This is a genomic window from Pseudomonas sp. NBRC 111140, assembly GCF_001320885.1.
Lineage (GTDB): Bacteria > Pseudomonadota > Gammaproteobacteria > Pseudomonadales > Pseudomonadaceae > Aquipseudomonas > Aquipseudomonas putida_P.
The window spans coordinates 23,272-50,027 of record NZ_BCBQ01000013.1; the positions used below are offsets into that span (position 1 = coordinate 23,272).

General features: G+C 63.6%; 19 protein-coding genes. 9 read left to right on the forward strand and 10 right to left on the reverse strand.

From position 1 onward, the window contains the following. Positions 1-107: 107 nt before the first annotated feature. The 4 genes from APH42_RS06425 to APH42_RS06440 form a co-directional block, all read right to left on the reverse strand. Positions 108-4,634: an NEL-type E3 ubiquitin ligase domain-containing protein gene (locus tag APH42_RS06425; RefSeq protein ID WP_082421381.1), complete on the reverse strand. Its 4,527-nt coding sequence runs from the start codon at positions 4,632-4,634 to the stop codon at positions 108-110. 69 nt (positions 4,635-4,703) lie between these two features. Continuing rightward, positions 4,704-9,257, reverse strand: a complete 4,554-nt coding sequence (locus APH42_RS06430) for an NEL-type E3 ubiquitin ligase domain-containing protein (protein WP_256217795.1) — start codon at positions 9,255-9,257, stop codon at positions 4,704-4,706. 6 nt (positions 9,258-9,263) lie between these two features. After that, positions 9,264-10,286 carry an AraC family transcriptional regulator gene (locus APH42_RS06435; protein WP_012271498.1) on the reverse strand — a complete coding sequence of 341 codons (1,023 nt, stop codon included), beginning with the start codon at positions 10,284-10,286 and terminating at the stop codon, positions 9,264-9,266. Between the two features lie 38 nt (positions 10,287-10,324). Then, positions 10,325-11,188: a LysR substrate-binding domain-containing protein gene (locus APH42_RS06440; RefSeq protein WP_060492968.1), complete on the reverse strand. Its 864-nt coding sequence runs from the start codon at positions 11,186-11,188 to the stop codon at positions 10,325-10,327. 112 nt (positions 11,189-11,300) lie between these two features. Here APH42_RS06440 and APH42_RS06445 point away from each other — a divergent pair, with 112 nt between their 5' ends. The 3 genes from APH42_RS06445 to panB all read left to right on the forward strand — a co-directional run bounded on the left by APH42_RS06445 (position 11,301) and on the right by panB (position 14,231). Next, positions 11,301-12,407, forward strand: a complete 1,107-nt coding sequence (locus tag APH42_RS06445; RefSeq protein ID WP_012271496.1) for a 2-aminoethylphosphonate--pyruvate transaminase — start codon at positions 11,301-11,303, stop codon at positions 12,405-12,407. Positions 12,408-12,441: 34 nt separating this feature from the next. After that, positions 12,442-13,269: a phosphonoacetaldehyde hydrolase gene (phnX, locus tag APH42_RS06450; protein ID WP_060492969.1), complete on the forward strand. Its 828-nt coding sequence runs from the start codon at positions 12,442-12,444 to the stop codon at positions 13,267-13,269. Positions 13,270-13,415: 146 nt separating this feature from the next. After that, positions 13,416-14,231 carry a 3-methyl-2-oxobutanoate hydroxymethyltransferase gene (gene panB, locus APH42_RS06455; protein WP_012271494.1) on the forward strand — a complete coding sequence of 272 codons (816 nt, stop codon included), beginning with the start codon at positions 13,416-13,418 and terminating at the stop codon, positions 14,229-14,231. On the opposite strand, the gene APH42_RS06460 is transcribed toward panB, so the two are convergent. Together APH42_RS06460 and APH42_RS06465 are read right to left on the reverse strand one after the other, a co-directional pair. Then, positions 14,219-15,628, reverse strand: coding sequence for a PLP-dependent aminotransferase family protein (locus APH42_RS06460; protein ID WP_060492970.1), 1,410 nt, complete (start codon positions 15,626-15,628; stop codon positions 14,219-14,221). The genes panB and APH42_RS06460 overlap by 13 nt on opposite strands. Before the next feature lie 51 nt (positions 15,629-15,679). Continuing rightward, the gene (locus tag APH42_RS06465; protein WP_012271492.1) at positions 15,680-16,744 is read right to left on the reverse strand and encodes an AI-2E family transporter; all 1,065 of its coding nucleotides are present in this window, start codon (positions 16,742-16,744) and stop codon (positions 15,680-15,682) included. A 133-nt stretch (positions 16,745-16,877) separates the two neighbouring features. Between APH42_RS06465 and yegQ the strand changes: the two genes are divergently transcribed. The 6 genes from yegQ to APH42_RS06495 all read left to right on the forward strand — a co-directional run bounded on the left by yegQ (position 16,878) and on the right by APH42_RS06495 (position 22,813). Then, the gene (gene yegQ, locus APH42_RS06470) at positions 16,878-18,212 is read left to right on the forward strand and encodes a tRNA 5-hydroxyuridine modification protein YegQ (RefSeq protein WP_060492971.1); all 1,335 of its coding nucleotides are present in this window, start codon (positions 16,878-16,880) and stop codon (positions 18,210-18,212) included. Positions 18,213-18,293: 81 nt separating this feature from the next. Next, positions 18,294-19,991: a copper resistance system multicopper oxidase gene (locus APH42_RS06475; protein ID WP_371040030.1), complete on the forward strand. Its 1,698-nt coding sequence runs from the start codon at positions 18,294-18,296 to the stop codon at positions 19,989-19,991. Beyond that, positions 19,984-20,859, forward strand: a complete 876-nt coding sequence (locus APH42_RS06480; RefSeq protein WP_060492972.1) for a copper resistance protein B — start codon at positions 19,984-19,986, stop codon at positions 20,857-20,859. Before APH42_RS06475 ends, APH42_RS06480 begins: the two co-directional genes overlap by 8 nt. A gap of 14 nt (positions 20,860-20,873) precedes the next feature. After that, on the forward strand, positions 20,874-21,302 hold the full coding sequence (locus tag APH42_RS06485) for a DUF411 domain-containing protein (RefSeq protein WP_012271488.1): 429 nt from the start codon (positions 20,874-20,876) through the stop codon (positions 21,300-21,302). Further along, positions 21,302-21,739, forward strand: coding sequence for a YqaA family protein (locus tag APH42_RS06490; protein WP_012271487.1), 438 nt, complete (start codon positions 21,302-21,304; stop codon positions 21,737-21,739). The genes APH42_RS06485 and APH42_RS06490 overlap by 1 nt, the downstream gene beginning before the upstream one ends. Before the next feature lie 75 nt (positions 21,740-21,814). After that, complete coding sequence (locus APH42_RS06495; RefSeq protein ID WP_012271486.1) at positions 21,815-22,813, forward strand: alpha/beta fold hydrolase; 999 nt, start codon at positions 21,815-21,817, stop codon at positions 22,811-22,813. Positions 22,814-22,845: 32 nt separating this feature from the next. Here the strand turns inward: APH42_RS06495 and zapE are convergent, their stop codons facing one another. From zapE to speB, 4 genes are all read right to left on the reverse strand, one after another. Beyond that, positions 22,846-23,952, reverse strand: a complete 1,107-nt coding sequence (gene zapE / locus APH42_RS06500) for a cell division protein ZapE (protein WP_060492973.1) — start codon at positions 23,950-23,952, stop codon at positions 22,846-22,848. Between the two features lie 100 nt (positions 23,953-24,052). Next, positions 24,053-25,204: a PQQ-dependent sugar dehydrogenase gene (locus APH42_RS06505; RefSeq protein ID WP_060492974.1), complete on the reverse strand. Its 1,152-nt coding sequence runs from the start codon at positions 25,202-25,204 to the stop codon at positions 24,053-24,055. Positions 25,205-25,226: 22 nt separating this feature from the next. Next, positions 25,227-25,544 carry a hypothetical protein gene (locus tag APH42_RS06510; protein ID WP_012271483.1) on the reverse strand — a complete coding sequence of 106 codons (318 nt, stop codon included), beginning with the start codon at positions 25,542-25,544 and terminating at the stop codon, positions 25,227-25,229. Between the two features lie 227 nt (positions 25,545-25,771). After that, on the reverse strand, positions 25,772-26,737 hold the full coding sequence (gene speB / locus APH42_RS06515; RefSeq protein ID WP_060492975.1) for an agmatinase: 966 nt from the start codon (positions 26,735-26,737) through the stop codon (positions 25,772-25,774). Positions 26,738-26,756: the final 19 nt, after the last annotated feature.

A 26,756-nucleotide genomic window follows, 5' to 3' on the forward strand; every position in this document is an offset into this window, starting at 1 on the left:
CTTGTTTTTGGAGTTGAACCATCGGTCCGACGATGTTCGCGCCGCTCAAGCACGGCGGCAATGGCCAAAGCTGTCAATCTCGATGACCGGTTTGGCCGCCTTGCAGGTCAGCCGTCGCCCCGACTCTCGCCACGCAAGTAGGACTCGGTCAGGCCTGCCTGCAATCGTTCTCTATCGCGTTGCTCCTGATCCTCCAGATCCGCGACCTGCGAACGAAGCTGCTCAGCCGAGAGCGGTGGCTGGATAGCGCGCAGGTTCGCCCTGCGCTGGAGATAGTCGGTTCTGAGCGACTCGAACAAGTTCCGGTGCTGCTCACCAAGAAAAGTCTCCCAGAACGCTTGACTCACCAGGCTTTGAGTGCGCGCCTCGATCGTCTCGTTGGCGAGGACAGCCGCAGCCACATCGTTGATGTGTTGATCGCTCAGCGCGACAGCGTTCGGGTAACGCATCGCCCATGGCTGACCAGGCAAATCAAGACGCTCGCGCAAGCGCACACGGTATGCCAGTGACCAGGCCGAGCGCCCCACCTGCTCACCTTCGACACCCTGGCGCAGGATCGCCTGGCGGGCCTGCTGCTGCACCTGGTCAAGACGGTACAGCTGCCGACCGAACGCCATGAGCTGCGCCCGTTGCGTCAGGTCTTGTGCGTCCGCTTCAGCCTTGGCCAACAAGACCTGTACATTCATGTGGCTGAACCGATCGCTGACCATGTCCGAGCAGGAAACCGGTTGATTGGCCGCTTCAAAAACGCGCAACCGCAGCGCTGGGCTGACGTCCATCGCCTGCAGCATGGCCCACACATCACGCACAAGTACTTCCCGACCGCCCCCGGCAACTGCTGAAGCATAATCAGCGGTATGCTCCAACCACGCCAGGATACGAAAAAAACCCGCACTGTCTGGTTCGGCCAGCAGACCGTCCCATAGCACTGCGCGCGCAGCGCGGTCGTTTTCGGCAATATGCTGCAGCCACAGGCTGCGCGCATGAGGCAAGTCGACCTTGCCCATCGACTCTGGCAGATGCCCATGCTCCTCAATGGGATCCAGCGCGTACAAGCGTTGCAGTTGACCCCCCCTCAGTGGGTTGCGATCAACGATAAGCCCCCGGCGCCAGGCATAGGGCATTGCAATCACCGCTTCCGGTGGCGTCGGCAATTGGTTGTCGCGCAGATCACAGTGCACCAGCAGGCCGCACAGTTCGATGCGGCTGGGCCAGGCCCCCAGCCGGCAGTGGCGCAGGTTCAGGTGAGTCAGGGCCGAGAGATGGTTGAAGCGTAGGTCGAGGTCTTCCAGACGGTTGTAGCTCAAGTCTAGATGCAACAAGCCAGGCATAGCCTGCAGAATACCGACTGCTTGGGCATTGAGGCGGATCTGGTTATGTGCCAGGCGCAAACGCTGCAATTGCGGCAGATAAGCAATCCCGAGCGGAATGTTGCGCAGTTGGTTGAAGCTCATGTCCAACTCGGTCAGCGCGGTAAACGGGCACAAGAAACTCACTGGCACCGTATCAACCGCAGACTCCTGCAGGCGCAGGGTGGTAATACGGTGGAAATCGATGGCCGCCGGTAACTCCGGCAAACTGCTGAGCTGCACGCCACTCAGCGACAGGCGCTGGCCGGTCACCATGCCTGCATGGTCGTAAATACAGTCGCCCTGCAAGCGCCAGGCACGCAGAATAGCGTCGGCTGATCGCTGGCGAAGCCGCTGGCGCCTTTCGCTCAGCTCTGCGCTGACCCAGCGGTTGAGGTGGCGGATCAACTGATCTTGGTCGTCCTCAAGCTCTACAATGCGCTCATAGGCGGATTGCTGCCTATTCATCAGCAGTGCCTGTTCCTGATCCAGCTGTGCCTCATCCAGCCCTGGATAAAGCTGGCGCAAGCGCTCACGAACACGTGCCGGCAGTGAGTGGCTGTCGCCCGTACCACGGCCACTGAGCAGATAGCCAACCCGGCCATCAGCCAAGCGTCGCCCAGGGTTGAACCACTGCACCTGGGTTGGCCATTGCAACAGTTCGACAACCTCCTGGTGCGTAGCGGGAAGTCGTGCCAGCAGTCGCTGACGTAGCTGCGTTCCCATATCGTTTTCAGCCATGCCAAGCGCCGTGCGGTGCTCAGGTGCCAAGGCCGCGGCAAGCATGTCGTACAGGTTTGCCGAATCACCAGCGCCGAACGGCAACGCACGGCCCAAGCCATCATAGAGATGGAAGCGCCCGTCTTTGCGCACCACTACCCGACGCATCCGGGGGACGCCAGCGGGGCCCACGGCCTTGAGCAAATGCCCGTCCGGTGCGCTTTCACGCAATTGCAGGTCAAGGGCATTGGCAGACGCACCGTTGCTGCTTTCCACTTCCTTCTGAAGCAGCGCGAAAGCCAGTTCGCCGGTTTCGTTGCAGTAGCTGCCGGGCAGGTAAAGCCCTTCGAGTGCACGGTTCAATCTGGCCAGACGCAGCAGCGCGCGGGCCTTGCTTGCTAAATTCAGCGTCACACGCCCACCTGACATTGCCAGGAACCGCTCGCCTTCGCTGAACTGCGCCGCCAGCGACTGCGCATAAGCTTCCGGCAAACCGGCAAAGTCCCGCCTTATCAACGTCAGCAGAGCGTCATCGCCAGCTGGCGAACTGCTCAGGTGGTCGAGAAGAGGCCCCCACAGGGCAGCTTGCTGGCGCAGCAGGACGTCGCTGTTGGTGCTGCCAGCACGAGCCTCACACCAGGCGAGCAATGCACTGTCTTGGGTGACAAGCGAGTAGCTGGCCAGACGAGTGAAAAACGCCTCGATACGGGCATGGGCTTCGAAGCGCCGCAAGGTCTCTCGCAAGTTGACAGGCGCCGGTCGGTTTTCCACCAGCACGCCCCGCAACTCCTCGGCATCCACACCGGCTACCCGCAGCACCTGCGCAGCCCGCTGTGCGTCAATGGAAGGATGCTGCGGCCACAGGGTATCGAGCATCATGGCCACGTCGCTCCAGCGCTGCGGCTGGTCCTGCATCAGGCGCCAGCTACGCTCGCCGTTGTGCAGCACGGCCGGCCCGTACGCCTTTTCGCCACTGGGGTGACACAAGCGGTAAGGGGCTTCAGGCTCGCTGCGCTGTACCTCATAGTAACGCTGGCCCCTGCGCATCCAGCGCCTGCTCTCGTCGCCGTAGAGCCCATCGTCACGTAGGGCGATGGTGCCTGGGGTCGACTCATAGGCCGTAATGTCATCGGAACCCAACAGGCCACGCCGCCCGCCCACGCTCACAGGCTGCAGGCCATCGACGAAGGCGCTGCGCAGAACGCTCACACCCGCCACGGTCAACGCCGTCGCAGCCACCGTTTCAGCTACACCCAGCATATGCTCCAGGGCTTCGTGCTGGTGCCCACGGGCCCAATCCCTGACGCCCTCGAAAACCTCGCCAAGCGTCTGCACCACCAGCTGACCAAGCAATATCGCCCCTACGACAGGGATGAAAAGCCCCGCCAGGTTGAGCAGATCGAGGCCCGCGGCACGCCAGGCAGCCCGACGCGCACGGGCCGCTGCAGCATCGGCGTCCGCGGTGGGTACCAGCAACAGGCGAGCATCGTCCTTGACTCGCTGCACCTGTTGCGCAGCCAGCGCAGCGAACAGGTCCCCGAAGGCTGTAGGGCCCCTCAACGCCAGGTCGGGCTGTGGATCCGAGAGGCGCGCACTCAGCAGACCAGCGAAGCTCGCCCGCTGTCGCAAGCTGATGAGCTGGGTGAAGTAGTCTCGGTAGCCCTTCTCTTGCAACGTTGCAGCCATTGCAGCGTTCATGGCCTCTGTGGAATCGAAACGGCGCAGCGCCTGCACGGGATCACTGGGCAGGTAGAGCACCACCCCTCGGTCCTGGCCAACAGAGTCTCGCAGGCGAATGAACAGCCCGTCAGCCACACGTTGGCCCAACACCTCCAGCAGGCCAGGGTAACCATGCAGGCCTGTGTCAGAATGGGGGCCACCGCCCTCCACCACCTGCAGCAAGGCATGCTGTACCTGCTCGTCGATGTCACCCTTGAGCATCGCGACTTGCGCAGCCAATGCCAGGCCCGAACGTTTGTCCTGGGCAAGGATGCCCTCGGTGGTGGCATTGAACGTCCGCGCCAGCTCGTCCTGGTAAAGCCGACCCACATCCAGCGCACGGCATGCTGCAACCAATTGCTCGGGCGTGCCGGTCAGCAAGTCATCTCGCCCCGGGAGAACCAGCCCGGTGCCCAGGAAAAACGATTCGTCAGGGCCGAAATTACCCATCAGCCTCAGCAAACCATCCCGGCGGGTGGCCGAGTAGTGATAGGTCTGCTGAAGCGTACCGGGGAAGGTACCGATGCGCGGTGAAACCTGCAGCCATTCCAGCCCTGCGAGGGTCATGCCTACTGGCAGTGGCTTCACCAGCACACCCTGCAGATGCTGTTGGGCGAACACCTGCAGGGGTTGCAGGGTCTGCGTGAGCCCACGCAAACGGGCCTGGCTGGCCTGATGTGTGTTGAGGCTGGTGCGCAGGGCGATGATCTGGGCCTGGCTGGCCCGTTTCAACCAGTCAGGTAGCCTGGCGGCAATGAAATCATCAGTTGCTTTCTGATGGCTGGTTTCAAGGTTGGAGGTGCTGGAAATCATGGCAATCCCGGGAGCGAAGAATGAGGCTGGCATGCTCGCCAACCTGCTCTGGGCAAGGCACAAGGAAATGCAGCCATGCCCGTGATTCGCCCCCGGTTACATTCACGGCCGCGCCAGCAGCGCTTCGCGAGTCAAGCGCAGGGCCAATGCATTCAGCGCCACTTCACGGTCCTTGCCTATCTGGTTGGCTTGTTGCACGTACGCGGCACTGCCAAGCGTCTCCTTTCGCTCATCCAGTGCCTGCAGTTGCGTGTCGAACTGTTCCTCCAACGCCGCGAAATCTTCGGCCCGCTGCGCGCGCAGTACTGGCAACCAGAAGTCACGTTGGCTGATGAACAGCGCAAGTTCGTCACTCGCTTCCGCCTCCTGCACAGCTTGGTAGACCCTGTCCAGGTCACTGCGGCTCACCCCGGCAATCGCGCGAAACTGCATGGTCCGTGGCTGCCCGATCAGATCGAGCCGCACCGAGAGCCCGACGCGATAGGCAAGGCTGACTTCCACCTCGTCCACGTCTTCAGCATTCGCCAGTTGCGATCGGGACTGGAAGTCCTGCCGCGCAAACGCTTCCACCCGGTCGAGCCGGAAGAGGCGCCGGGCCAACAGCAGCCGCGCATCACGTGTGGTCAACGGATCACCCCCGTCAGTGGCCTGGAGCACCTGTTGGCGCACCTCCAAATGACCGAAGCAACTGGCAACACTGTCTACGCAAGTACGCGGATCGGCCGCCAGTTCGAACAGCTCCTCGCGCATGCGTGTGTCCTGGTTGAGCGCCTCGACCATCGCCCAGACACGTCGGCTTAGATCGGAGCGCACCAGACGGTAGTCCGAGCTCCTGGTTAGCTCATCGAGCAGTTGAAAGAACGCATTGCTTCCCGGCTCACGCTGCAGTGCTTGCCATTGGCGGCGTCGATTTTCAATATCCTCCCCCTCCAGGGTAGCCAGCCAGCCAGCCTCACCCTCCCTCACCTCCACCCTGTTGCCGCTTACGCCCACGTGTGCAGGTTGAGCATACAAGCGCTCGGTGACCTGCGCCGACAACGCGTTCCCTTGCACAGCTATTACTCGACGCAGAGGTTCCGGGGCATTGAGCAGGGCCTCTGGCAGGTCGTTGAGCTGGTTGTTGCGCAGATCGGCATGCTCCAGCATCCCCAACCACTCCAACCCTGCCGGCACCCGCCGCAAGCCGCAACGAAACAGCCGCAAATCACGTAGACGGGACAACTGATTGAAATCAAGGCTGATTGCACCCAACGGATTCTCGCTCAAATCAAGCGTTCGCAAATCAGGCAGAGCAGCCAAGGCACTGGACTGGTTTGCCGCCACACGGATCCTGTTGCGCCGCAGATGCAAGTGCCGTAAGCCACGCAGCTGGGTTAGATGTTCAGGCAACGCACTCAAGGCATTGTTGCTCAGGTCCAGACGCCGCACGGCAGGGAAGCTGCGTAGAAAACCTGGCGGCAGCGCCTCCAGACGCAACCCCACCAGCAGCAGGTCGATCACATGAGCGAAGTCGGTACCGGCGGGTATGCTTGGCAGCTCCCCCACCGACCACGCGACGATACTCAGGCGCAAGCCGGCCGTCTCACCATTGCCATCGACTACCTCCTCACCCTCCAGCCGCCAGACACGCCGGAAAGCATCGGCAACCTCCTGCCGGGTGTTTCTCGCACGGGCCGAGACGGCCTCCGTCCAGGTTTGCAAATGCTCATCCAGGCGCTGATATTCCTGCTCCATGCGCAGCAGGCTCGAATAGGCCGAGCCAGCAGAGCGCATGAGCGTCCGCAGGAAGCGCTCGACCTCTTGCTCGTCGAAAGCTGGGTAAAGGCTGCGAATCCGCTGGCGCATGACCTGCCCTGACGGCACTGACGATGTGGCCCGCCCACTGAGCGGGTAACCGACCCGGCCGTCAGCAAGGCGCTGCAAGGACGACGCGAGCGGGCGTGCTTCGCGCCAGCCAAGCAGACGCAGCAACGCCTGCCGTTGCGCTGGCACCCAGCCTTGCATCGACGCCCGGATACGTGCCGGGACATCATCACCCACCCAGCCCTGACGCTGCCGATAGGCTTCAGGAAGGCAAGCGGCCAACACTTCGAAGATGCCTCGTGGCTCGGCGGCTTCCAGCCCACTGCGCAGCCCGTTTTCGTCGTATAGATCGAAGGCGCCTTCTCGCCATACCAGTACCAGGCTGCGCTGACCCCGCGTTTCGGGAAACAGCATCGCCAGCACTCGACCGTTCTCGGACTGGTCACGCTGTATCAGATTGAACGGGAGCTGCGTCAGGCCATGTCGTCGTAGCAACACAAACAGCAGTTCAACTGCATCGGCGTGGTAACTGCCCCTCAGGTGCAGCGCCTCGCGCAGTCGGACCAGACGGGCTTCCTGTAGCAGGCTACGCGCTCGCTCCATCAAGGCCAGTGGCAGCCGCGCTTCGGTGCGCATGCGTGTGCGCATCGTTTCATCGGCCTGTTGCAGCACCTCGAGCGCATAGGCATCAGGGAGTGTCGGAAAGTCTCTTTTCACCAGTCTCAGCGCCTCGTCATCGCCGAGGTACTGGGTGGAGAAGTGCTCCAGCAGCGGCCCTCGCAGGCTAACTTCACGCGCGTGGAGCGAAGCCACCTGCTCATCCAGTGGCAAGCCTGCCAATTGCAGCCTATCGACACACCACTGCCAGAGCTCAGTATCGCTTTCGTTCGGCGTCATCGCCTGGAAGAAACGTTGTGCTCGCGCATCCACCGAAAATCGTTCCAGCGTATCGCGCAAGCAGACTGGCAGACGTCGCCCCTCCACCAACAGGCCACGCAGGTGCGCCTCATCGACATCGGCAACCTTGAGAATCTGCGTAACACGCTCGCTACCCAAATCCCTTGCCGATGGCCATAGACGGCTCAGCAGCTTCGTCTCACCCTGCCATTCCAATGGGCGTTCGAAGGTCAGGCGCCAAGCACGTTCGCCATTGCCTCGCAAGGCCGGCCCATAGGTATCATGGCCGTCCCGATGCAAAAGACGCCAGTTCCCCCTGGCGTCCTGCCGCACGCGGTAATAACCCTGCTCGTCACGCCACCAGTGGCCGCTACCATCGCTGTACAACCCGTTATCCTGCTCGATCAGCGGCTCGCTGGGCTTGGCCTGGCGGTAGGGTTGCAGATCGCATCGCCACAAACGTTGCCCGCCCGCTTCGGTGGTGACCGGCTCCAGCACATCGAAAAACGGGCTGCGGGCAAGGGCGACGCCTCCCGCCACCAGCCCCGTGGCGGCAAGGTCGCTGGCCAGTTGCAGCAGGTGGTCAACGGCTTCGTGCTGATGCCCTTGGCTCCAGTCCTTGACGCCCTCATAGACGTGGCCAAGCAGCTGCCGCCCCCAGTCAAGCAGCAAGAGTTCGCCTATTCCTGGCACAAAAAAACTCGCCAGGCCGAGCAGCGCAAGGCCTGCGCTTTCAAGGTCCTTCAGACGCTGGGCAGCCGCGGCGGCATCGGCCTGTGCCGTGGGTACGGCCATAAAGCGTGCGTCGCTCTTGATTCGCCGCACGTGCCAGGCAGCCATGTCACTGATTCCCGCAGCCGAACCTCGTTCAACGGCGGGGTCCAGATCGGGGCTGCTATCGAGCAGACGCGTCCCGAGCAATGTCATGTACTTCACCCGATCTTCAAGGGTGATACGGCGCTCGATGCCCTGCCGGTAACCGTCATTTGCAAAAGCCGCGACCAATGCCTGATTGGCCGCCTGCCACCCATCGAAATAACGCAGTGGCTGCTCAACATCATCAGGCAGGTACAACAATACCCCAACAGTCTGTTCCGGCGACGGAAACGGGCTGCTGGGTTTACCCCACGAAAAGAGCAGTTCAAATGCAAGCGCGCCATCCACCCGGCACCCCAGCACCTTCAGGCCACCGACCACTACGCGCGTGCTACGGGGGTGCGTGATGGGTGTACCCGCTAGCGCTTGGCGCAGCAGGCGCAATTCATCGTCACCCAGCTGGCGCTTCATGGCCGCTATCTCGAGCGCCAACGCCAATTCGCAGCGTTTGTCCGCGACCAGATCGCGCTCGAAGTCACTGGTCAACACCTGCGCCAAATGTCGCTGGTAGGCTGCGCCTACATCCGTTTGCCGGCACAGGCTGACAAGGCCTTCAATGTCACTGCTCAGGGTCGCCTCGCCGCTAGCCCCCTGTTGGGCGGCCTGCACCAGCGCAGTGTCGGAGAAGAACGATTCAGCCTCCTTGAAGTTCTGCATCATTTTTTGCAGCGCAGGTACCCTGACGAAGTAAGAGGTGAACTCCCGCACCGTCCCTTGCACGATTTTCAAGCGCCTGCGCTCTTCTCGCCAAGTCGCCTGGTCAAGGTCGAGCGTCAACCCCATCCGGGCCTGCATGGCCTGTTCGAGCTGCTGCTTGGCGAACGTGTGCAAAGGCTGGAGTTGCCGCGTCACGGCAGCCACGCGGCGCTGGCTCGCATGGTGCGCTGCCACCTTGCTGCGCAGTGTATTGAGTTGCCGTGGCGTGGCATTGCTCAGCCAAGCGGGCAGTTGCTCGGCAATGAACTCCCTATCGGCATTCTGTTCTTTGGGATTGACTTGAGTCTGCGGCATGTCGGTCTCCTTACGATGGAAAAACCGACAACCTGCCTGCACGCCAGTGTCAGCGGCAGTGGGAACCACCACCCTTCAACCCGCCGCCCCTTGGGCCTGAATCAGTGCACGGTAGTGCCCAGGGTTGCAACCGAACCACTTGCGAAATGCCTTGTAGAACGAACTGCCATCGGCAAACCCAAGGCGCTCGGCAATTTCCCCCATGGGCGCTTCGACCTGGCTTAACCAGGCGATGGCCAGCTCACGCCGGACACTGTCCTTGAGCACCTGGTAACTCTGCCCCTCCTCCGCCAGCCGACGGCGCAAGGTGGACGGGGACAGGCACAATTGTCGTGCCAGGGCATCGGCATCCGGCCAGCAGGACGGGTCCAATTGCAGCAAGTCGGCGCGGATACGCCGCCCCAGGCTGGCCGGGTCACGGTACTTGACCAGGATGTTGCCGGGCGCCTCGGCCAGAAAGCGCTGCAGGTCCTCAGAGCTGCGGCGCAGCGGCACGTCGAGGCAGTCGGCACTGATGATCATGCGAGTGCGTGGCCGCTCGAACTGCAGGTTCTCAGAAAACATCACCCGGTAATCGTCACAATACGGTGGTTCGGCACAGCGCAGCTCAATGGCCAGAATGGCAATGCGTCGCCCGGCCAGCCAGCAGGCCACTCCATGCACGATCATCCAGAATGTGAAATAGGTGAACGCACGCCGTGGCAGGTCGCGCGGCTCATTGATGACAATTTCCGCCAGGCCCTGCTGACGCACCAGGCTTGGCTGCAGGTCTTCGAGCATCAGCGAAAGAAACGCCAGCGCGGTTTCCAGGCCCTCGCCCAAAGTTGGCTGTGCCATGCTCGCCCGGCACAGGAACGCCAGGCTGCCGCTGCGCAGGCCGCGCGGGTCCATGGCGAAGAATTCGTCATTGCAACGCCGCGCCAGCAAGCGCCAGAGCCGGGCATAGGCCTCGGCACTGACGCGAGCATCCGGGGCTTGCAACTGCCCGGCATCGATACCGGCGCGCGCCAGCAACGCAGCATCCGGCTCGCCTGCCGGGCAGGTCTGCAACAGGGCCTCGCGCACCAGTTGCATGGAAATGGTGTCTTTCTCGCTCATCAGCAGTCCATCAGGTTATGTCGCCATCTTAGGCCGGCTCAGAGGCTGGCCGCCAGGCCCAGGAATGCCTGGATCAAGCGTAACTCACGGCGCCGCTCAAGGCAGCCGACCATGTGCTGGTTGACCAGGCCCTGCCCGGCCAGCGGCCGCGCCACCACTCGGGGGTCGTTGGCCACTTCCGTGGACGACACCACACCAATGCCAAGCTGCGATGCCACCGCCTCGGTAACCGCCTCACGGCTGTCCAGCTCCAGTTGCACACGTGGCTGCACACCGGCAGTGCCGCAGGCCTTGTCGAAGGTGCGCCGGGTAGTCGAACTGGGCTCGCGCAGCACCATGATCTGCTGGTGCAGCTCGGCCAGGGGTAAGTCACCTTCGCCATCGGCCCACGCATGCCCCGCTGGCAACAGCGCGCATAGTCGCGATTCACACAGGTTCTGCAGATACAGGCCCTTACGCGGTTCGATCTCGGTCAGCACCGCCACATCGGCATGTTCGGACAACAGCGCAGCCAGCGTCTCCTGTGCGTTGCCCAGGCGCAAGTTGACGGTGATGCCAGGGTAGCGTTCGCGCAACTGCGCCAGCATGGGCATGACCCGGTGCGGACCGTCGGCGGCGACCTCCAGGCGCCCGGTCAGCAACTGGCGGTTGGCCTCGAGCATGGCTTGCGCTTCTTCAGCCAGACCGAACATGGCGCGGGTAATGGCCGCCAGGCGGGTACCCTCTTCGGTCAGTTCCACTCGCCGTGCAGTACGCCGCAGCAAGGTGATCTGGTAATGCTCCTCCAGTGCCTTCACATGCCCGGTCACCGCCGGCTGGCTGATGAACAGACGCTCGGCAGCACGGGTAAAGCTGCCCTCACGGGCCACGGCATCGAAAGCGCGCAACTGGAACAGGTTCATAATTATCGGCCTGACTTATAGCTGGGATAACAACAAACAATTTGATTGATGGCAGCGTGAATTGCAACCTAGGCCCCGTAGTTTCAGCCCACCGCTTGTGAGGAATAACGGAATGAGCAACGCCCCGATTCTGCTGACCCCAGGTCCCCTGACCACATCAATCCGCACCCGCCAAGCCATGCTGGTGGACTGGGGCTCCTGGGACCGCGACTTCAATCAACTGACCGCCAGTGTGTGCGAGCAACTGCTGGCGATCATCGACGGCAGCGCCAGCCACCACTGCGTGCCGCTGCAAGGCAGCGGCACCTTCGCCGTGGAAGCGGCCATCGGCACCCTGGTGCCACGCGATGGCAAGGTGCTGGTGCTGATCAATGGCGCCTATGGCCAGCGCCTGGCGAAGATCTGCAAAGTGCTGGGCCGTCCCTACAGCACCTTCGAAACCGCCGAAGACCAGCCGACCACCGCCGCCGACGTCGACCGCCTGCTGGCCGCCGACCCCGCCGTGACCCACGTTGCGCTGATCCACTGCGAAACCAGCACCGGCATTCTCAACCCGTTGCCCGAAATCGCTCAGGTGATCAAACGCCACGGAAAACGCCTGATCATCGATGCCATGAGTTCGTTCGGCGCGCTGCCGATCGACGCCCGCGAAATTCCCTTCGAGGCGCTGATCGCCGCTTCCGGCAAGTGCTTGGAAGGCGTCCCAGGCATGGGCTTCGTCTTCGCCGAAAAAACCGCTCTGGCCGCTGCCGAAGGCAATGCCCACTCGCTGGCCATGGACCTGCACGACCAGCACGCCTACATGGCCAAGACCGGCCAGTGGCGCTTCACCCCGCCCACCCACGTGGTCGCGGCCCTGCATGAAGCGCTGCAGCAATACAACGAGGAAGGTGGCCTGCCGGCTCGCCACCAGCGCTACGCCGACAACTGCAAGACGCTGCTCGACGGCATGGCTGCCATTGGCCTGCGCAGCTTCCTGCCAGCCGAGATCCAGGCGCCGATCATCGTCACCTTCCACGCACCGAACGATGCCCGCTATCAGTTCAAGGACTTCTATGAGCGGGTCAAGGCCAAGGGTTTCATCCTCTACCCAGGCAAGCTGACCCAAGTCGAAACCTTCCGCGTCGGCTGCATCGGTGTGGTCGGGGCGGACGGCATGCAAGCCGCCGTGAATGCCGTAGCCCAAGTGCTGCGGGAAATGGAAGTGCTGGACATCTGACCCTTTGCCCACCCGAATTCAGGAATTAGCGCACATGAACTACAGCAACCCAACCCAGCTGCAAGCCGCCATCCTCGACTGGGCCGGCACCGTGGTCGATTTCGGCTCCTTCGCTCCAACCCAGATCTTCGTCGAAGCCTTCGCCGAATTCGATGTGCAGGTGTCCATCGAAGAAGCCCGTGGCCCGATGGGCATGGGCAAATGGGACCATATCCGCACCCTGTGCGACGTGCCGGAAATTGCCGAGCGCTACCGCAAGGTGTTTGGCCGTACCCCGACCGACGATGACGTCACGGCCATCTACAACCGCTTCATGCCGCTGCAAATCGAGAAGATCGCCGTACATTCGGCACTGATCCCTGGTGCCCTTGAGACCTTGACCGGTCTGCGCCAGGACGGGCTGAAGATCGGCTCATGCTCGGGCTACCCGAAAGTGGTCATGGACAAGGTGGTGGAACTGGCAGCACAGAACGGCTACGTGGCGGACCACGTGGTGGCCACCGACGAAACTCCGAACGGCCGGCCGTGGCCGGCCCAGGCCCTGGCCAACGTGATCGCGCTGGGCATCGACGATGTAGCGGCCTGCGTGAAGGTCGACGACACCGTGCCAGGCATTCTCGAAGGCCGCCGTGCCGGCATGTGGACCGTGGCGCTGGTGTGCTCGGGCAACGCGCTGGGGCTGACCTGGGAAGGTTTCCGGGCACTGAGTGCCGAGAAACTGGAAAGCGAGCGCCAACGCATCCATGCGCTGTTCGCCGGTTCCCGCCCGCACTACCTGATCGACACCATCAATGAACTGCCCGAAGTGATTGCCGACATCAACCGGCGCCTGGCCAAAGGCGAGATGCCGCAAACCTTCTGACCCGTCCATGGGGCCGCTTCGCGGCCCTTTTCAGTCAACCATCTCGCGACTGATCTGGGTTGCTTTTCAGCCTGAATCTGTACATTGAGTTGCCGCCGCAAGTTGCCAAAAATGGGCCATCCCTGTTCTGAGATGCCCAACCCCCGATGAGCACACACACCCGCAACAGCCGTCTCACCGTGCCGCAACTGGTGGCCATGAAAGGCCGACAGAAGATCGTTTCGCTCACCGCTTACTCAAGCTCGATCGCACGGCTGATCGATCCGCTGGTCGACTTCATCCTGGTCGGCGACTCCACCGCCATGGTCGGCTATGGCCGCCCGTCCACACTGGGTATGCGCCTGGACGAAACCATCGCCCATACCCGCGCCGTGGTCGACAGCACCCGCCTGGCCTGCGTGATCGCCGACATGCCGTTCGGCAGTTATCAGGAATCCCACGAGCAGGCGTTTCGCAATTGTGCCCAAGTATTGGCCAGCACCGGCTGCGACGCACTCAAGCTGGAAGCGAACCAGGCGTTGGCCAGCACCGTCGAGTTCCTGGTCGCAAGAGGGATACCGATCATGGCGCACATCGGCCTGATGCCGCAGTTCGTCAATGCCATGGGCGGCTACAAAGCCCAGGGGTTGAGCCCGGACAGCGCTGCAGCGTTACGGGCCGACGCGCAAGCCAACCTGCACGCTGGCGCTTTCAGCCTTTTGCTGGAAGGCGTAGCCGAACCCGTGGCCCGCGCCATCACCCAGGCCACCGACAAACCCACTGTCGGCATTGGCGCTTCCCCCGCCTGCGATGGCCAGGTGCTGGTCACCGAAGACCTGCTAGGGCTCGGTGGCGCGCACGTGCCACGCTTCGTCAAGCAGTATGCCGACCTCGGCCTGGCAATCCGTGAAGCCTGCGCCCGCTACGCTGATGAGGTGCGCGACGGCACCTTCCCTGCCATGCACCATTGTTACGGAGTGTGAAGTTCATCCTCGATGGCCTTGACCAGGCATTGCAGCGCCTGGGCGATATCCTTGCTCCAGTCCACCGTGCAGCACAGCCGCAGATGACTGCGCCAAAGGCCGCACTGGCTGAAAATTTCACCGGGCGCAATGACGATACGCTGCGCCAGCAACCGCTCGAAGACCCGGCGCATATCCACCGGCCGGGTCGCCTGCAGCCACAGGCTGGCCCCGCCCTGCGACTCGGCGATGCGCAGGCAGCCCTGGCCGTGCGCTTCCAGTAGCCGCCTCATCTGCTGTAAACGCTCGCGCAACTTCGGCAGCAAACGCTGCACATGCAACTCGACCCGACGCGAGGTGAAAAGCCGGGCGATGGCCCTTTGGCGGATCGGCGACAAGCGAAAGGCTCGTTCCAGGAACAGCTGCTGAAAGCGTTCGGTCTGCTTGCGACAAAGCAGGTAGCCAAAGGGCGCCTCTGCGCCAATCAGTTTGTCGAAGGTCGAAAACACCAGCAGCCGGTCAGGGTCGGCGAAGTCCCGGTAGCGCGGTGCTCCGGCGTGGAAGCACAACTCGCCGTAGCCATCGTTTTCAAACAGCCACACAGCGTGCTTGGCAAGCCAGCGGCAGACCAGCTGCTTGTCTGACGCAGGCATCAGACCACCCTGGGGTACGTTGGCCGCCGACGACAGCACGGCCAGGCGTATCGGCTGATCGCGCAACAGCCGGTGAACCTGCTGCAAATCGAAACGCCCGTCATCACCCAAGGGCACTTCGATGATGGTCATGAGCGCAGCCTGCAATTGCCTCAGCACTGCCCAGTTGCAGGGCGACTCCACCAATGCCAGCTGGCCTTCGAGGCCCAGGGCGCGTAAGGACACTTCCAGCACACTGCGCAGGTCCGCGCCGATGAACACGTGATCGGCGCTCCAGTACTGCTGTGCCGAGCGGGTGTAGCGGTCGGCCAGTACCGTGCGCAACTCGGGCTCACCGAAGGGCTGATACAGCGGCGCCAAAGAATGCGGGTATTGACGCGCCAGTTCGCGCTCGATCATCAGCAGCGGCTGCTGCAGCGACAGCAACATGGCCGGCGCATCGCTGCCCAAGGCCAACATACCCGGCTGTCGGGCGCTGGCGAATACGGTGTCGAGCAGGTTTTCCGAATGCTGCACACAGATGGCGGTGGGACGGGCTCGGCTGAAGTAGCCCTGCTTTGGCCGAGCATACACCCGCCCTTCGTCTTCGAGCAGCGCATAGGCGTACTGGGTACTCGATACCGAAACATGCAATTGCCGCGCAAGCTGGCGCAGCGACGGCAGACGCTGCTCCACATCGGCAGGTGCGGCCTCGATCCTGTCGAGCAAGTAGCGGTAGACCGCCTGGTAGGTAAAGTTGGGCTTGTCGATTTGGCTGTTTTCCATAACGGCGCCAGAGAGGGCATTGAACCCAACCTTGGGCACGTCGGTAAACCCCTACTGGGGTAATTGCACCTGGGGTTTGGTTGCCGCGAAGATCCCCCAGCTGGACATGAACAGCGCCGCGATCAATGGCCCGATCACGAAGCCGTTGAGGCCGAACACCGCCAGCCCGCCCAGGGTCGACACCAGGATCAGATAGTCTGGCATGCGTGTGTCCTTGCCCACCAGGATCGGCCGCAGCAGGTTGTCCACCAGGCCGATCACCAGCACACCGAACGCGGTCAGGATCACCCCAGGCAGTATCGCCCCAGTCAGCAGGAAATACGCGGCCACCGGCGCCCAGACGATCCCAGCGCCTACCGCCGGCAGCAGCGACAAGAACGCCATCAGCACCGCCCACACCAATGCACTCGGAATATCCAGCACCCAGAAGATTAAACCGCCCAGCGCGCCCTGGGTAATGGCCACCAGCACGTTGCCTTTCACGGTCGCCCGCACCACACGGTTGAACTTCAGCTGCAAACGGCGCTTCTGGTGCTCAGGCAGTGGCACGGCCAGCCGCACCCGACGGGCCACCTCGGGCCCTTCACGCAGGAAGAAGAACAGCAGGTACATCATGATGCCAAAACTGATCACGAACTCGAATGTGCCCTGGCCAAAACTGAACGCCTGGCTAGCCAGTGCCTGGCTACCCTGGGTTGCCCACTTGGTGATCTTGTCGCGCAACCCGTCGAGGTTGCCCATGCCCATGTTGTCCAGGCCATGCTGGGCGAATGCCGGGAGCATGTCCTTGCCGTGCTCGACGTATCCGGCGATGTCCAGTTGCCCGCTTTCGATGCGCTGGTACAGCGTGGCGCCCTCTTGTACCAGCAGCGCACTGGTGATGATCACCGGCAGGATCGCCACCAGCAGGCACACCAGTGTGGTCGCGGCGGCGGCCAGGTTGCGCCGCCGTCCGAAACGTATCAGCAGGTGGCGCTGCAGCGGGGCGAACAGGATGCCAAGGATCACCGCCCAGAAGATGGCGCCGTAGTACGGCAGCAGGATCCAGAAGAAGGCGATGGTCACCAGCGCCAGGAGTACGGCCAGGGCTTTGTTCTGTAGCGCGGTTTCGTTCATCGCAGGTTCTCGCGTGGCTTCTGGGATATTAGTGCTCACCGGCTGGCTAAAAGTGCCGTTACTCCCTTGATGCAAATCAATACGCGTGTTTGCCACTGGCCCTAGCATCCGCGCCTTTTGCCCCGGTGCGCACATGAACCCTACCGCCAAGCCCGAATTGCTGGCCCCCGCCGGCACCCTCAAGACCATGCGCTACGCCTTTGCCTACGGCGCCGACGCGGTCTACGCCGGCCAGCCGCGCTACAGCTTGCGAGTGCGTAACAACGAATTCGACCACGCCAACCTGGCGCTGGGCATCCAGGAGGCACACGCCCTGGGCAAGCGCTTCTACGTGGTGGTCAACATCGCCCCGCACAATGCCAAGCTCAAGACATTCCTCAAGGACCTGGCGCCCGTGATCGAGATGGCGCCAGACGCGCTGATCATGTCCGACCCCGGCCTGATCATGCTGGTGCGCCAGCACTTCCCGCAGATGCCGGTACACCTGTCGGTGCAGGCCAACACAGTCAACTGGGCCAGTGTGCAATTCTGGCAGCAGCTGGGCCTGAGCCGGGTGATCCTGTCGCGGGAGCTGTCGCTGGAAGAGATCGAAGAAATTCGCCAGCAGGTGCCGGACATGGAGCTGGAGGTGTTCGTCCACGGCGCCCTGTGCATGGCCTACTCCGGCCGCTGCCTGCTGTCGGGCTACCTCAACAAGCGTGACGCCAACCAGGGCACCTGCACCAACGCCTGCCGCTGGAAGTACGACGCCACGCCCGCCACCGAGAACGCCACCGGCGATATCGTGCGCGAAGTGCAGCCCACCCTGGGCCTGGGCGCCCCTACCGAGCAGGTATTCCTGCTGCAGGAAAGCAACCGCCCTGGCACTGAAATGCCGGCGTTCGAAGATGAACACGGCACCTACATCATGAATGCCAAGGACCTGCGCGCCATCCAGCACGTCGAGCGCCTGGCCGGGATGGGCGTGCATTCGTTGAAAATCGAGGGCCGCACCAAATCGCACTTCTACTGTGCCCGCGCAGTGCAGTCGTATCGCCAGGCGATCGACGACGCGGTGGCCGGGCGGCCATTCGACCGCGCCCTGATGGGCAACCTCGAATCGCTCGCACAACGCGGCTACACCGAAGGCTTCCTGCGCCGCCACGTGCACGACGAGTACCAAAACTACCAGCGCGGCAATTCCGTGTCCGAGCGTCAGCAGTTCGTTGGCGAGTTGACCGGCGTGCGCGTCGACGGCCTGGCCGAGGTCAAGGTGAAAAACCGCTTCGCCGTGGGCGACCACCTGGAGTTGATGACCCCGCGCGGCAATTACCACTTCGACCTGCACCGCCTGTGCGACCGCCAGCAGCAGGCCATCGAGGTGGCGCCGGGCGATGGCCATGTGGTGTATCTGCCGATCCCGGAGCAGGTAACCCTCGACTACGGCCTGCTGATGCGCGACCTCGGCGCCGACGAGGCCGCAAGCTGACAGCGCTGTAATGTGCACCTCAGCTGCCTGACAGGCGGCGGCAGCGAACATCGTGGCTCTCCCGCATGAGGCCACGCCATGTTGCGCAACCCCTCCCGCCGTACCTTCGTCAAAGGCCTGGGCGCCGCCAGCACACTGGCGGGCCTGGGGCTGTGGCGCCCGCTGGCCCAGGCCGCCGAAGGCCGTGACCTGGCCGGCCAGCACTTCGAGCTGTTCATCGGCCAGACGCCGGTGAACATCACTGGCCGCCCGCGCACCGCATTGACCATCAACAACAGCCTGCCCGGCCCGCTGCTGCGCTGGCGCGAGGGCGACACCGTGACCCTGCGCGTGCGCAACCGCCTGGCACAGGACACCTCGATCCATTGGCACGGCATCATCCTGCCGGCCAACATGGACGGCGTACCTGGCCTGAGCTTCGCCGGCATCGAGCCCGGCGGCGACTACCGGTACCAGTTCACCCTGCGCCAAAGCGGCACCTACTGGTACCACAGCCATTCGGGGCTGCAGGAACAGGCCGGGGTATACGGGGCGATCGTGATCGAACCACGCGAGCCCGAAGCGCATCGCTACCAGCGCGACCATGTGCTGCTGTTCAGCGACTGGTCCGACCAGGCGCCGGAGCAATTGATGGCCACGCTGAAGAAACAGTCCGACGCGTACAACTACCACAAGCGCACCGTCGGCGACTTCATCGACGACGTTGCCGATAAGGGCTGGAGCCCGACCGTCGCCGAGCGCACGGCCTGGGCACGCATGCGCATGAGCCCCACCGACCTGGCGGATATCAGCGCCGCCACCTACACCTACCTGCTCAACGGCCAGCCGCCGGAGGGCAACTTCACCTGCCTGTTCCAGCCGGGCGAGACCGTGCGTCTACGGCTGATCAACGCTTCGGCCATGACCTATTTCGACTTCCGCATCCCTGGGCTTAAGCTGACGGTGATCGCCGCCGACGGCTTGCCGGTGACGCCGGTGAGCGTGGACGAACTGCGCATTGCCGTGGCCGAGACCTACGACGTGCTGGTGACCGTGGGCGACCAACCTGCCTACACCCTGTTCGCCCAGAGCATGGACCGCACCGGCTTCGCCCGCGGCACCCTGGCTCGCGCCGCCGGGCTACAGGCGCCAGTGCCTGCACCCGACCCGCGCCCGGTCTTGAGCATGGATGACATGGGCCACGGTGGCATGGGCGCCATGGCCAGCATGGACCACAGCAACATGGCCGGCATGGACCACGCCGCCATGTCGGCCATGCAGCAACACCCGGCCAGCGAAACCGACAACCCGCTCGTGGACATGCAGACCATGGCCCCACGCGCCAACCTGGCCGACCCTGGTATCGGCCTGCGCAACAATGGCCGCCGCGTACTCACCTATGCCGACCTGCGCAGCCCCTACCCCGACCCCGACGGCCGCACGCCATCAAGAGACATCGAGCTGCACCTGACCGGCCACATGGAGCGCTTCGCCTGGTCGTTCGACGGCATCAAGTTCAGTGATGCCGAGCCGTTGCGCCTGACCTACGGCGAGCGGGTCCGCATCACCCTGGTCAACGACACCATGATGACCCACCCCATCCACTTGCACGGCATGTGGAGCGACCTGGAAGACGAGCACGGCCAGTTCCTGGTGCGCAAGCACACCCTCGACATCCCGCCCGGCAGCCGCCGTTCCTACCGGGTGACCGCCGATGCGTTGGGCCGCTGGGCCTATCACTGCCACCTGCTCTACCACATGGAGACCGGCATGTTCCGCGAGGTACGCGTCGATGAATGACACCCGCAAAAGCATCATGGCTGGCGTGACGCTGCTGACCTTGCTCGCCAGCGAACGGGCGACGGCCGCTGGCATGGCACACATGAACCACGCCAGCATGGAGCACGGCACCATGAACCATGAAAGCATGGGCCATGGCCAGGCAACCCCCAGCCAGCCTCGCACGCCGCTGCCAGCCATCACCGACGCCGACCGCCGCGCCGCCTTCCCACCTTTGCCCGGGCACCAGGTGCATGACAGGGCGCTGAACTGGGCGGTGGTCGTGGACAAACTCGAATACCAGAACTTCGAGAGCAGCAGTGCCCTGAACTGGAATGCCACCGCCTGGGTCGGCGGCGATATCGACCGCCTGTGGCTACGCAGTGAAGGCGAGCGCGAACAGGGCAAGACCCACAAGGCCGAGCTGCAGGCACTGTGGGGCCATGCGGTGAGCCCGTGGTGGGAGCTGGTGGCCGGCGTGCGCCAGGACTTCAAGCCAGCCAGCGGCCAGGCTTGGGCCGCCTTCGGTATCCAGGGCACGCCATTGTACGGCCTGGAGCTGCAAGCCACCGCTTATGCCGGCGAGCGGCAACAGACCGCGCTGCGCCTGGAAGCCGCTTACGCTATGCTGCTGACCAACCGCTGGATACTGGAACCGACCCTGGAAGCCAACCTCTACGGCCGCAATGACGCCGGGCGCGAGCAAGGCGCGGGGCTGGCCGACAGCGAAGTGGGCCTGCGCCTGCGCTACGAAATCACGCGCGGCTTCGCCCCCTACGTCGGGGTCAGTTTCAACCGCCTGCACGGCACGCGTGCCGACCAGGCCCGCGAAGACGGCGAAGACCAAGGCCAGACCCGCCTGGTCGCCGGTATCCGCCTGCGTTTCTAAAGGAGTGCTTCACCATGCTGCGCAAACACCTGCTGACCCTGGGCCTGCTGGCCGTCACCGGCCTGGCCCAGGCCGCCGAGACCATCGACGTCTACCGCGACCCCAACTGCGGCTGCTGCAAGGCCTGGATCAGCCACCTGCGGGACAACGGCTTCACCGTCAACGACCACGTCGAGCCGAACATGAGCGCGGTCAAGCAACGTCTGGGCGTGGCGCCACGGCTGGCGTCGTGCCATACCGGGGTGATCGACGGCAAGTTCGTCGAAGGCCACGTACCGGCCGAGCAGGTACGCCTGCTGACCAAGCGCAGCGACCTCAAGGGCCTGGCCGTGCCGGGCATGCCCATGGGCTCGCCGGGCATGGAAATGGGTGACCACAAGGATGCCTACCAGGTTATCGGTGTGACCCAGGAGGGCCAGGACACCGTTGTAGCCAACTACTGATGCTCAGCCTGTGGGCGCTGTTCCTCAGCGCCTTTGGCGCCGCCACCCTGCTACCGCTGCAATCGGAGGCCGTACTGGTCGGCCTGTTGCTGCGCCAGCCCGAGGCCTGGGCGACGCTGCTGCTGGTCGCCACCCTGGGCAATGTGTTGGGTTCGGTAGTCAACTGGCTGCTGGGGCGGGCCATTGAGCACCTGCGTGACAAGCGTTGGTTCCCGTTCAGTGCTACCCAGTTGGAGCGTGCGCAGCAGCGCTACCAGCGCTGGGGGCAATGGTCATTGCTGCTCAGCTGGATGCCGGTGATCGGCGACCCGCTGACGCTGATCGCCGGGATCATGCGTGAGCCGTTCTGGCGCTTTTTGTTGCTGGTGACCCTGGCCAAGGCCGGCCGCTATGCGGTGCTGGCCATGATTACCCTGGGCTGGTTTCACGGCTGGTAACACCTTTCACGTTTCCGGCCCGCGCCTGGCTGCTAAAGTCGCCCATTCCTACATGGCCCTACACGGAGTGCCCACATGCTGCGCGCAACCGCCCTGGCTCTGGCCTGCCTGGCCGGCAGTTCGGCCATCGCCGCCGAGTCGCCCACCTACGGCCCACAACTGCAAGGGTTCAACTACCCACACCCCCTCAAGCATTTCGACTTCAAGTCTCAGGGCCAGGCCCTGCAGATGGGCTACATGGACGTGCCCGCCCAGGGCCAGGCCAACGGCCACAGCGTGGTACTGATGCACGGCAAGAACTTTTGCGCCGCCACCTGGGAAACCACCATCGACGCCCTGAGCAAGGCCGGCTACCGGGTCATCGCCCCCGATCAGGTCGGCTTCTGTACATCGAGCAAACCGGCGCATTACCAGTACAGCTTCCAGCAACTGGCGGACAATACCCATGCCCTGCTCGAACAGCTCGGCGTGAAGCGAACCACCGTGCTCGGCCACTCCACCGGCGGGATGCTCGCTACCCGCTACGCGCTGATGTACCCACAGCAAGTTGAACGCCTTGCCATGGTCAACCCGATCGGCCTGGAAGACTGGAAAGCCCTGGGCGTGCCCTACCGCACCGTGGACCAGTGGTATGCCCGCGAGCTCAAGCTGGATGCCGAGGGGGTGCGCGAATATGAGCGCAAGACCTACTACGCCGGCCGCTGGAAGCCGGAATACGAGCGTTGGGTACAAATGCTGGTGGGCCTGAACAAAGGGCCGGGGCATGAAGCCGTGGCGTGGAATTCGGCGCTGATCTACGACATGATCTTCACCCAGCCGGTGTACCACGAGTTCAGCGACCTGCAGATGCCGACCTTGCTACTGATAGGCGACAAGGACACCACGGCCATCGGCAGCGATATCGCGCCGCCGGAAGTAAAGGCGAAGCTGGGCAAGTATGCAGAGCTGGGGCCACAGGTGGCCAAGCTGATCCCCAAAGGTGAACTGATCACCTTCGAAGGCATGGGGCATGCACCGCAGATCGAGGAGCCGGTGCGGTTCAACCGTACCTTGGTCGAGTGGCTGAACAAGTAAGCCCGTAGTCGGGTGCATGCTTGGGCGCCTTTTCAGGCAAAGCGTTGCAGTTGCATCTCCCGAAGCCGGCTCAGGGTTCGTTGGTACGGAAAGGCCAAGTACCCTTGGGTGTAGAGGGCATCGAGCGGCACCTGTGCTTCCAGGTACAAGGCCACACGGCGGTCGTAGCATTCGTCGACCAGGGCAATGAAGCGGCGTACCGCGTCATCCTTGGGTGACAGTGCCGGCAGTTCACGGTCGCCTGCCACCACCCGCGCCGCGCCATCCTCGGTGCCGCGGGCAATACGCCCCGCCCGCTGCTCACCACCCAGCGCCGGTATGCCGGATAGCAAAATCGCGGGAAATTGATCGCACAAGGCCATGAACTCCATGGCCGCCAAAGGTTGTTCGCACAGATCCGCGAAGCGGCACCAGATAGCCTGCTCACTGCGCCGCACCACTTGAACCTGCCTGGAGCCGATCACCAATGGCCGATCAGTGCCGCTGTCTTCCGGGCTAAGCTGGCAGAACACCCCGCCCAACTGGCTGGCCTGCCCCGCCTCCGCTACCCAGTAGCGCTGCCGCTCTGCACCGGGGTGCAGACGGTGGTCCTGCTCGCCCGTCACCGGCAGTACCTGCATGTGCCGCTGGATGGCGGCAATAGCCGGCAGGAACCGCTCGCGGTTGAAGCCATCGCGGTAGAGCTGCTCGGGTGGCTGGTTGGAAGTGGCGACAATCACCACACCCTGGTCGAACAGAACCTGAAACAGGCGGCCGAGGATGATCGCATCACCGATGTCGTTGACGAACAGTTCATCGAAGCACAGCACACGGATCTGCCCGGCCAAGTCCCGAGCCAGGGCCAGAAGCGGGTCGGCAGTGCCGTTAAGCTGAAACAGGCGCTGATGGACCCAGGCCATGAAGTGGTGGAAGTGCTGGCGCCGGCTGGGTAGGCGCAGACAGCGGTGGAACTGATCCATCAGCCAGGTCTTGCCCCGGCCCACCGGCCCCCAGAGGTAGATACCCTGGGTGGGGCGGCCTTGCTCGACGGCCTGGAAGCAAGCTTGCAGGGCCTCGACGGCGCGGGCCTGGGCGGGGTCGGCGACAAAGCCCTGGGTGTTCAGGGCTTGCTGGTAGCAGGATTGGGGGTCGGTAGCCATGCCGCATTCTACACAGCGGGTGCAGAGCACACATTGTGGGTGCAACTGTTGTGTATGAAACTCCAGAGCTGGCACTGACCGCCCCCACAAAGAGAGCGCGTCAGGCGTCGCCGTCCAAGCCCACCTTCAGCAACGCCCCATCCTTGTCATCGGTCAGTACATACAGGTACCCATCCGGCCCCACCCGCACATCGCGAATACGCGCCTTCAAGTCACCCAGCAAACGCTCCTCATGCACCACCTTGTCCCCCTTCAGCTGCAAGCGGATGAGTTCCTGAGTGGCCAACGCACCAATGAACAGGTTGTGGTCCCAGGCCTTGAACGTCGGGCTGTCGTAGAACGCCATGCCGCTGATACCGGGTGACTTTTCCCACACATGGTGCGGGTCGACCATGCCGTCGACGTGCTTGCCCTTGGCCTCGGGGATCGGCAGCAGCGAGTAGTTGATGCCATGGGTCGCAATCGGCCAGCCGTAGTTCTTGCCGGGTTCGGGTATGTTGATTTCGTCGCCGCCACGCGGGCCGTGCTCGTGGGTCCACAGCTTGCCGGTCCAAGGGTTGAGCGCGGCGCCTTGCTGGTTGCGGTGGCCGTACGACCAGATCTCCGGCCGCACATTGCTCTTGCCGACAAAGGGGTTGTCCTTGGGCACTTCGCCGTCCGGCAGGATGCGCACGATCTTGCCTTGCAGCTTGTCCAGGTCTTGGGCAGTGGGGCGCTGGTTGTTCTCGCCCAAGGCAATGAACAGGTAGCCGTTGCGGTCGAATACCAGGCGCGAGCCGAAGTGGTTACCCACCGACAGCTTGGGCTGCTGGCGGAAAACCACCGTGAAGTTCTCCAACCGGGCACGGTCTTCAGACAGCTGGCCACGGCCCACGGCGGTACCGGCCTTGCCATCACTGCCCTCCTCGGCGTACGACAGGTACACGGTGCGGTCCTTGCCGAACTCCGGCGACAGCACTACGTCCAGCAAGCCGCCCTGGCCTTCGGCCCAGACCTTGGGTACGCCACTGATCGGCGGGCCAACCTTGCCCTCGGCATTGACCAGCCGCAGGTTGCCGGTGCGTTCGGTCACCAGCATGTCCTTGCCGCCCGGCAGAAACACCAGTGCCCAAGGGTTGCGCAGGCCATCGGCAACGGTGCTGACGGTCAAGGTGCCTTCTTCACTGCGAAACTGCTGTTCCGCCGCTGCCTGCGCCAGCAAGGGCAGCAACGCGGCGGCAGTCAGGGTGGCAAGCCAGGGTGCTCGAAGCATGCAGGATTCCTTTCAATCGGGCTTATGGCGCACGCGGATTGTCGCGCGGTGGCCGGGTGGGTTCCAGGTTCGGGGTTTGCTGCTGGCGGCGCAGGTTGTCGCCGTTGCCGATGCCGCGGTTGTCCAGCGTGGGGGGACGCTGGTACGGGTCGGTGGACGGGCCGCGCACCGGTGGCGTGGCCGGCATGCTGCCCTGGCGGCTGTTGGGGTTGGCGCGCTGGATCGGGCTGTTGTAGGGGTTGTTGTTGCCGGCGGCGAGCTGCAAAGGCTGCTGCAGGGCTGCGTGCGCGGGCAGGCACAAAGCCAGGCCGAGGGCCAGGATGGGCAATGTCGGGGTCATGCTTCACCTCCTGTACGAAAATGCCGCGCCTGGTCGGTTTGATAGCCTAAGGCGCGAAGGGTTCGCGGCAAAAGTGTGAATATGGATGGAGATGATTCCTGATGTTTCAGTATGCGCCCATGGGGCTGCATTGCAGCCCATCGCGACGCAAGGACGCTCCTACAGGGGGCACGCGCTCGCTTCTATCAGCGGCCTAGCATCGCGATGGGCCGCAACGCGGCTCCAAGTTACTGGCCCTTATCCACTTTATGCCGGGCGGCATACAGACACAGCATCTCCATCGCCAGCGTCGCCCCCGCCAGCGCCGTGATATCGGCATGGTCATAAGCCGGCGCCACTTCCACCAGGTCCATGCCCACCAGGTTGATACCGCGCAGCCCACCCAGGATCTCCAGCGCCTGCACCGTGCTCAGCCCGCCACACACCGGCGTACCGGTGCCAGGCGCATAGGCCGGGTCGAGGCAGTCGATGTCGAAGGTCAGGTACACCGGGCGCTCACCCACCCGCTGGCGAATCGCTGCAATCACCGCCTCGGTGCCTTGGCGGTGCACCTGTCGGGCGTCGAGAATGGCAAAGCCCTGGCTGTCGTCATTGGTGGTGCGCAGGCCGATCTGCACCGAGCAAGCCGGGTCCACCAGGCCTTCGCGGGCGGCATGCCAGAACATGGTGCCGTGGTCGATGCGCTTGCCCTCCTCGTCCGGCCAGGTATCACTGTGGGCATCGAAGTGAATCAGCGCCAGCGGGCCATGGCGGCGGGCGTGAGCCTTTAGCAGCGGGTAGCTGATGAAGTGGTCGCCACCGAGGGTGAGCATGGCGCAACCCGCCTGCAGGATATGCTCTGCATGGGCCTCGATGCTGTCCGGCACCGACTGCGGCGTGCCGCTGTCGAAGGGGCAGTCGCCAAAGTCGATTACCGCCAGGTGGTCGAAGGGGTCGAACGCCCACGGCCAGTGCCGGGCCCAGGCCTGCTGCACCGAAGCGGCGCGGATCGCCCGTGGGCCGAAACGCGCGCCGGGGCGGTTGCTGGTGGCAGTATCGAACGGCACACCGCTGACCACCACATCCACACCCCGCAAATCGCGGCTGTAGCGGCGGCGAGAGAAACTGGTAATACCGGCGTAGGTACTTTCGGCGGCAGTGCCATACAGGCTGTCGCGGGTCATCGCCTGGTCGTTGCTTGCGGCTTGCTCCACGGTCGGGCTCCTTGGTTGT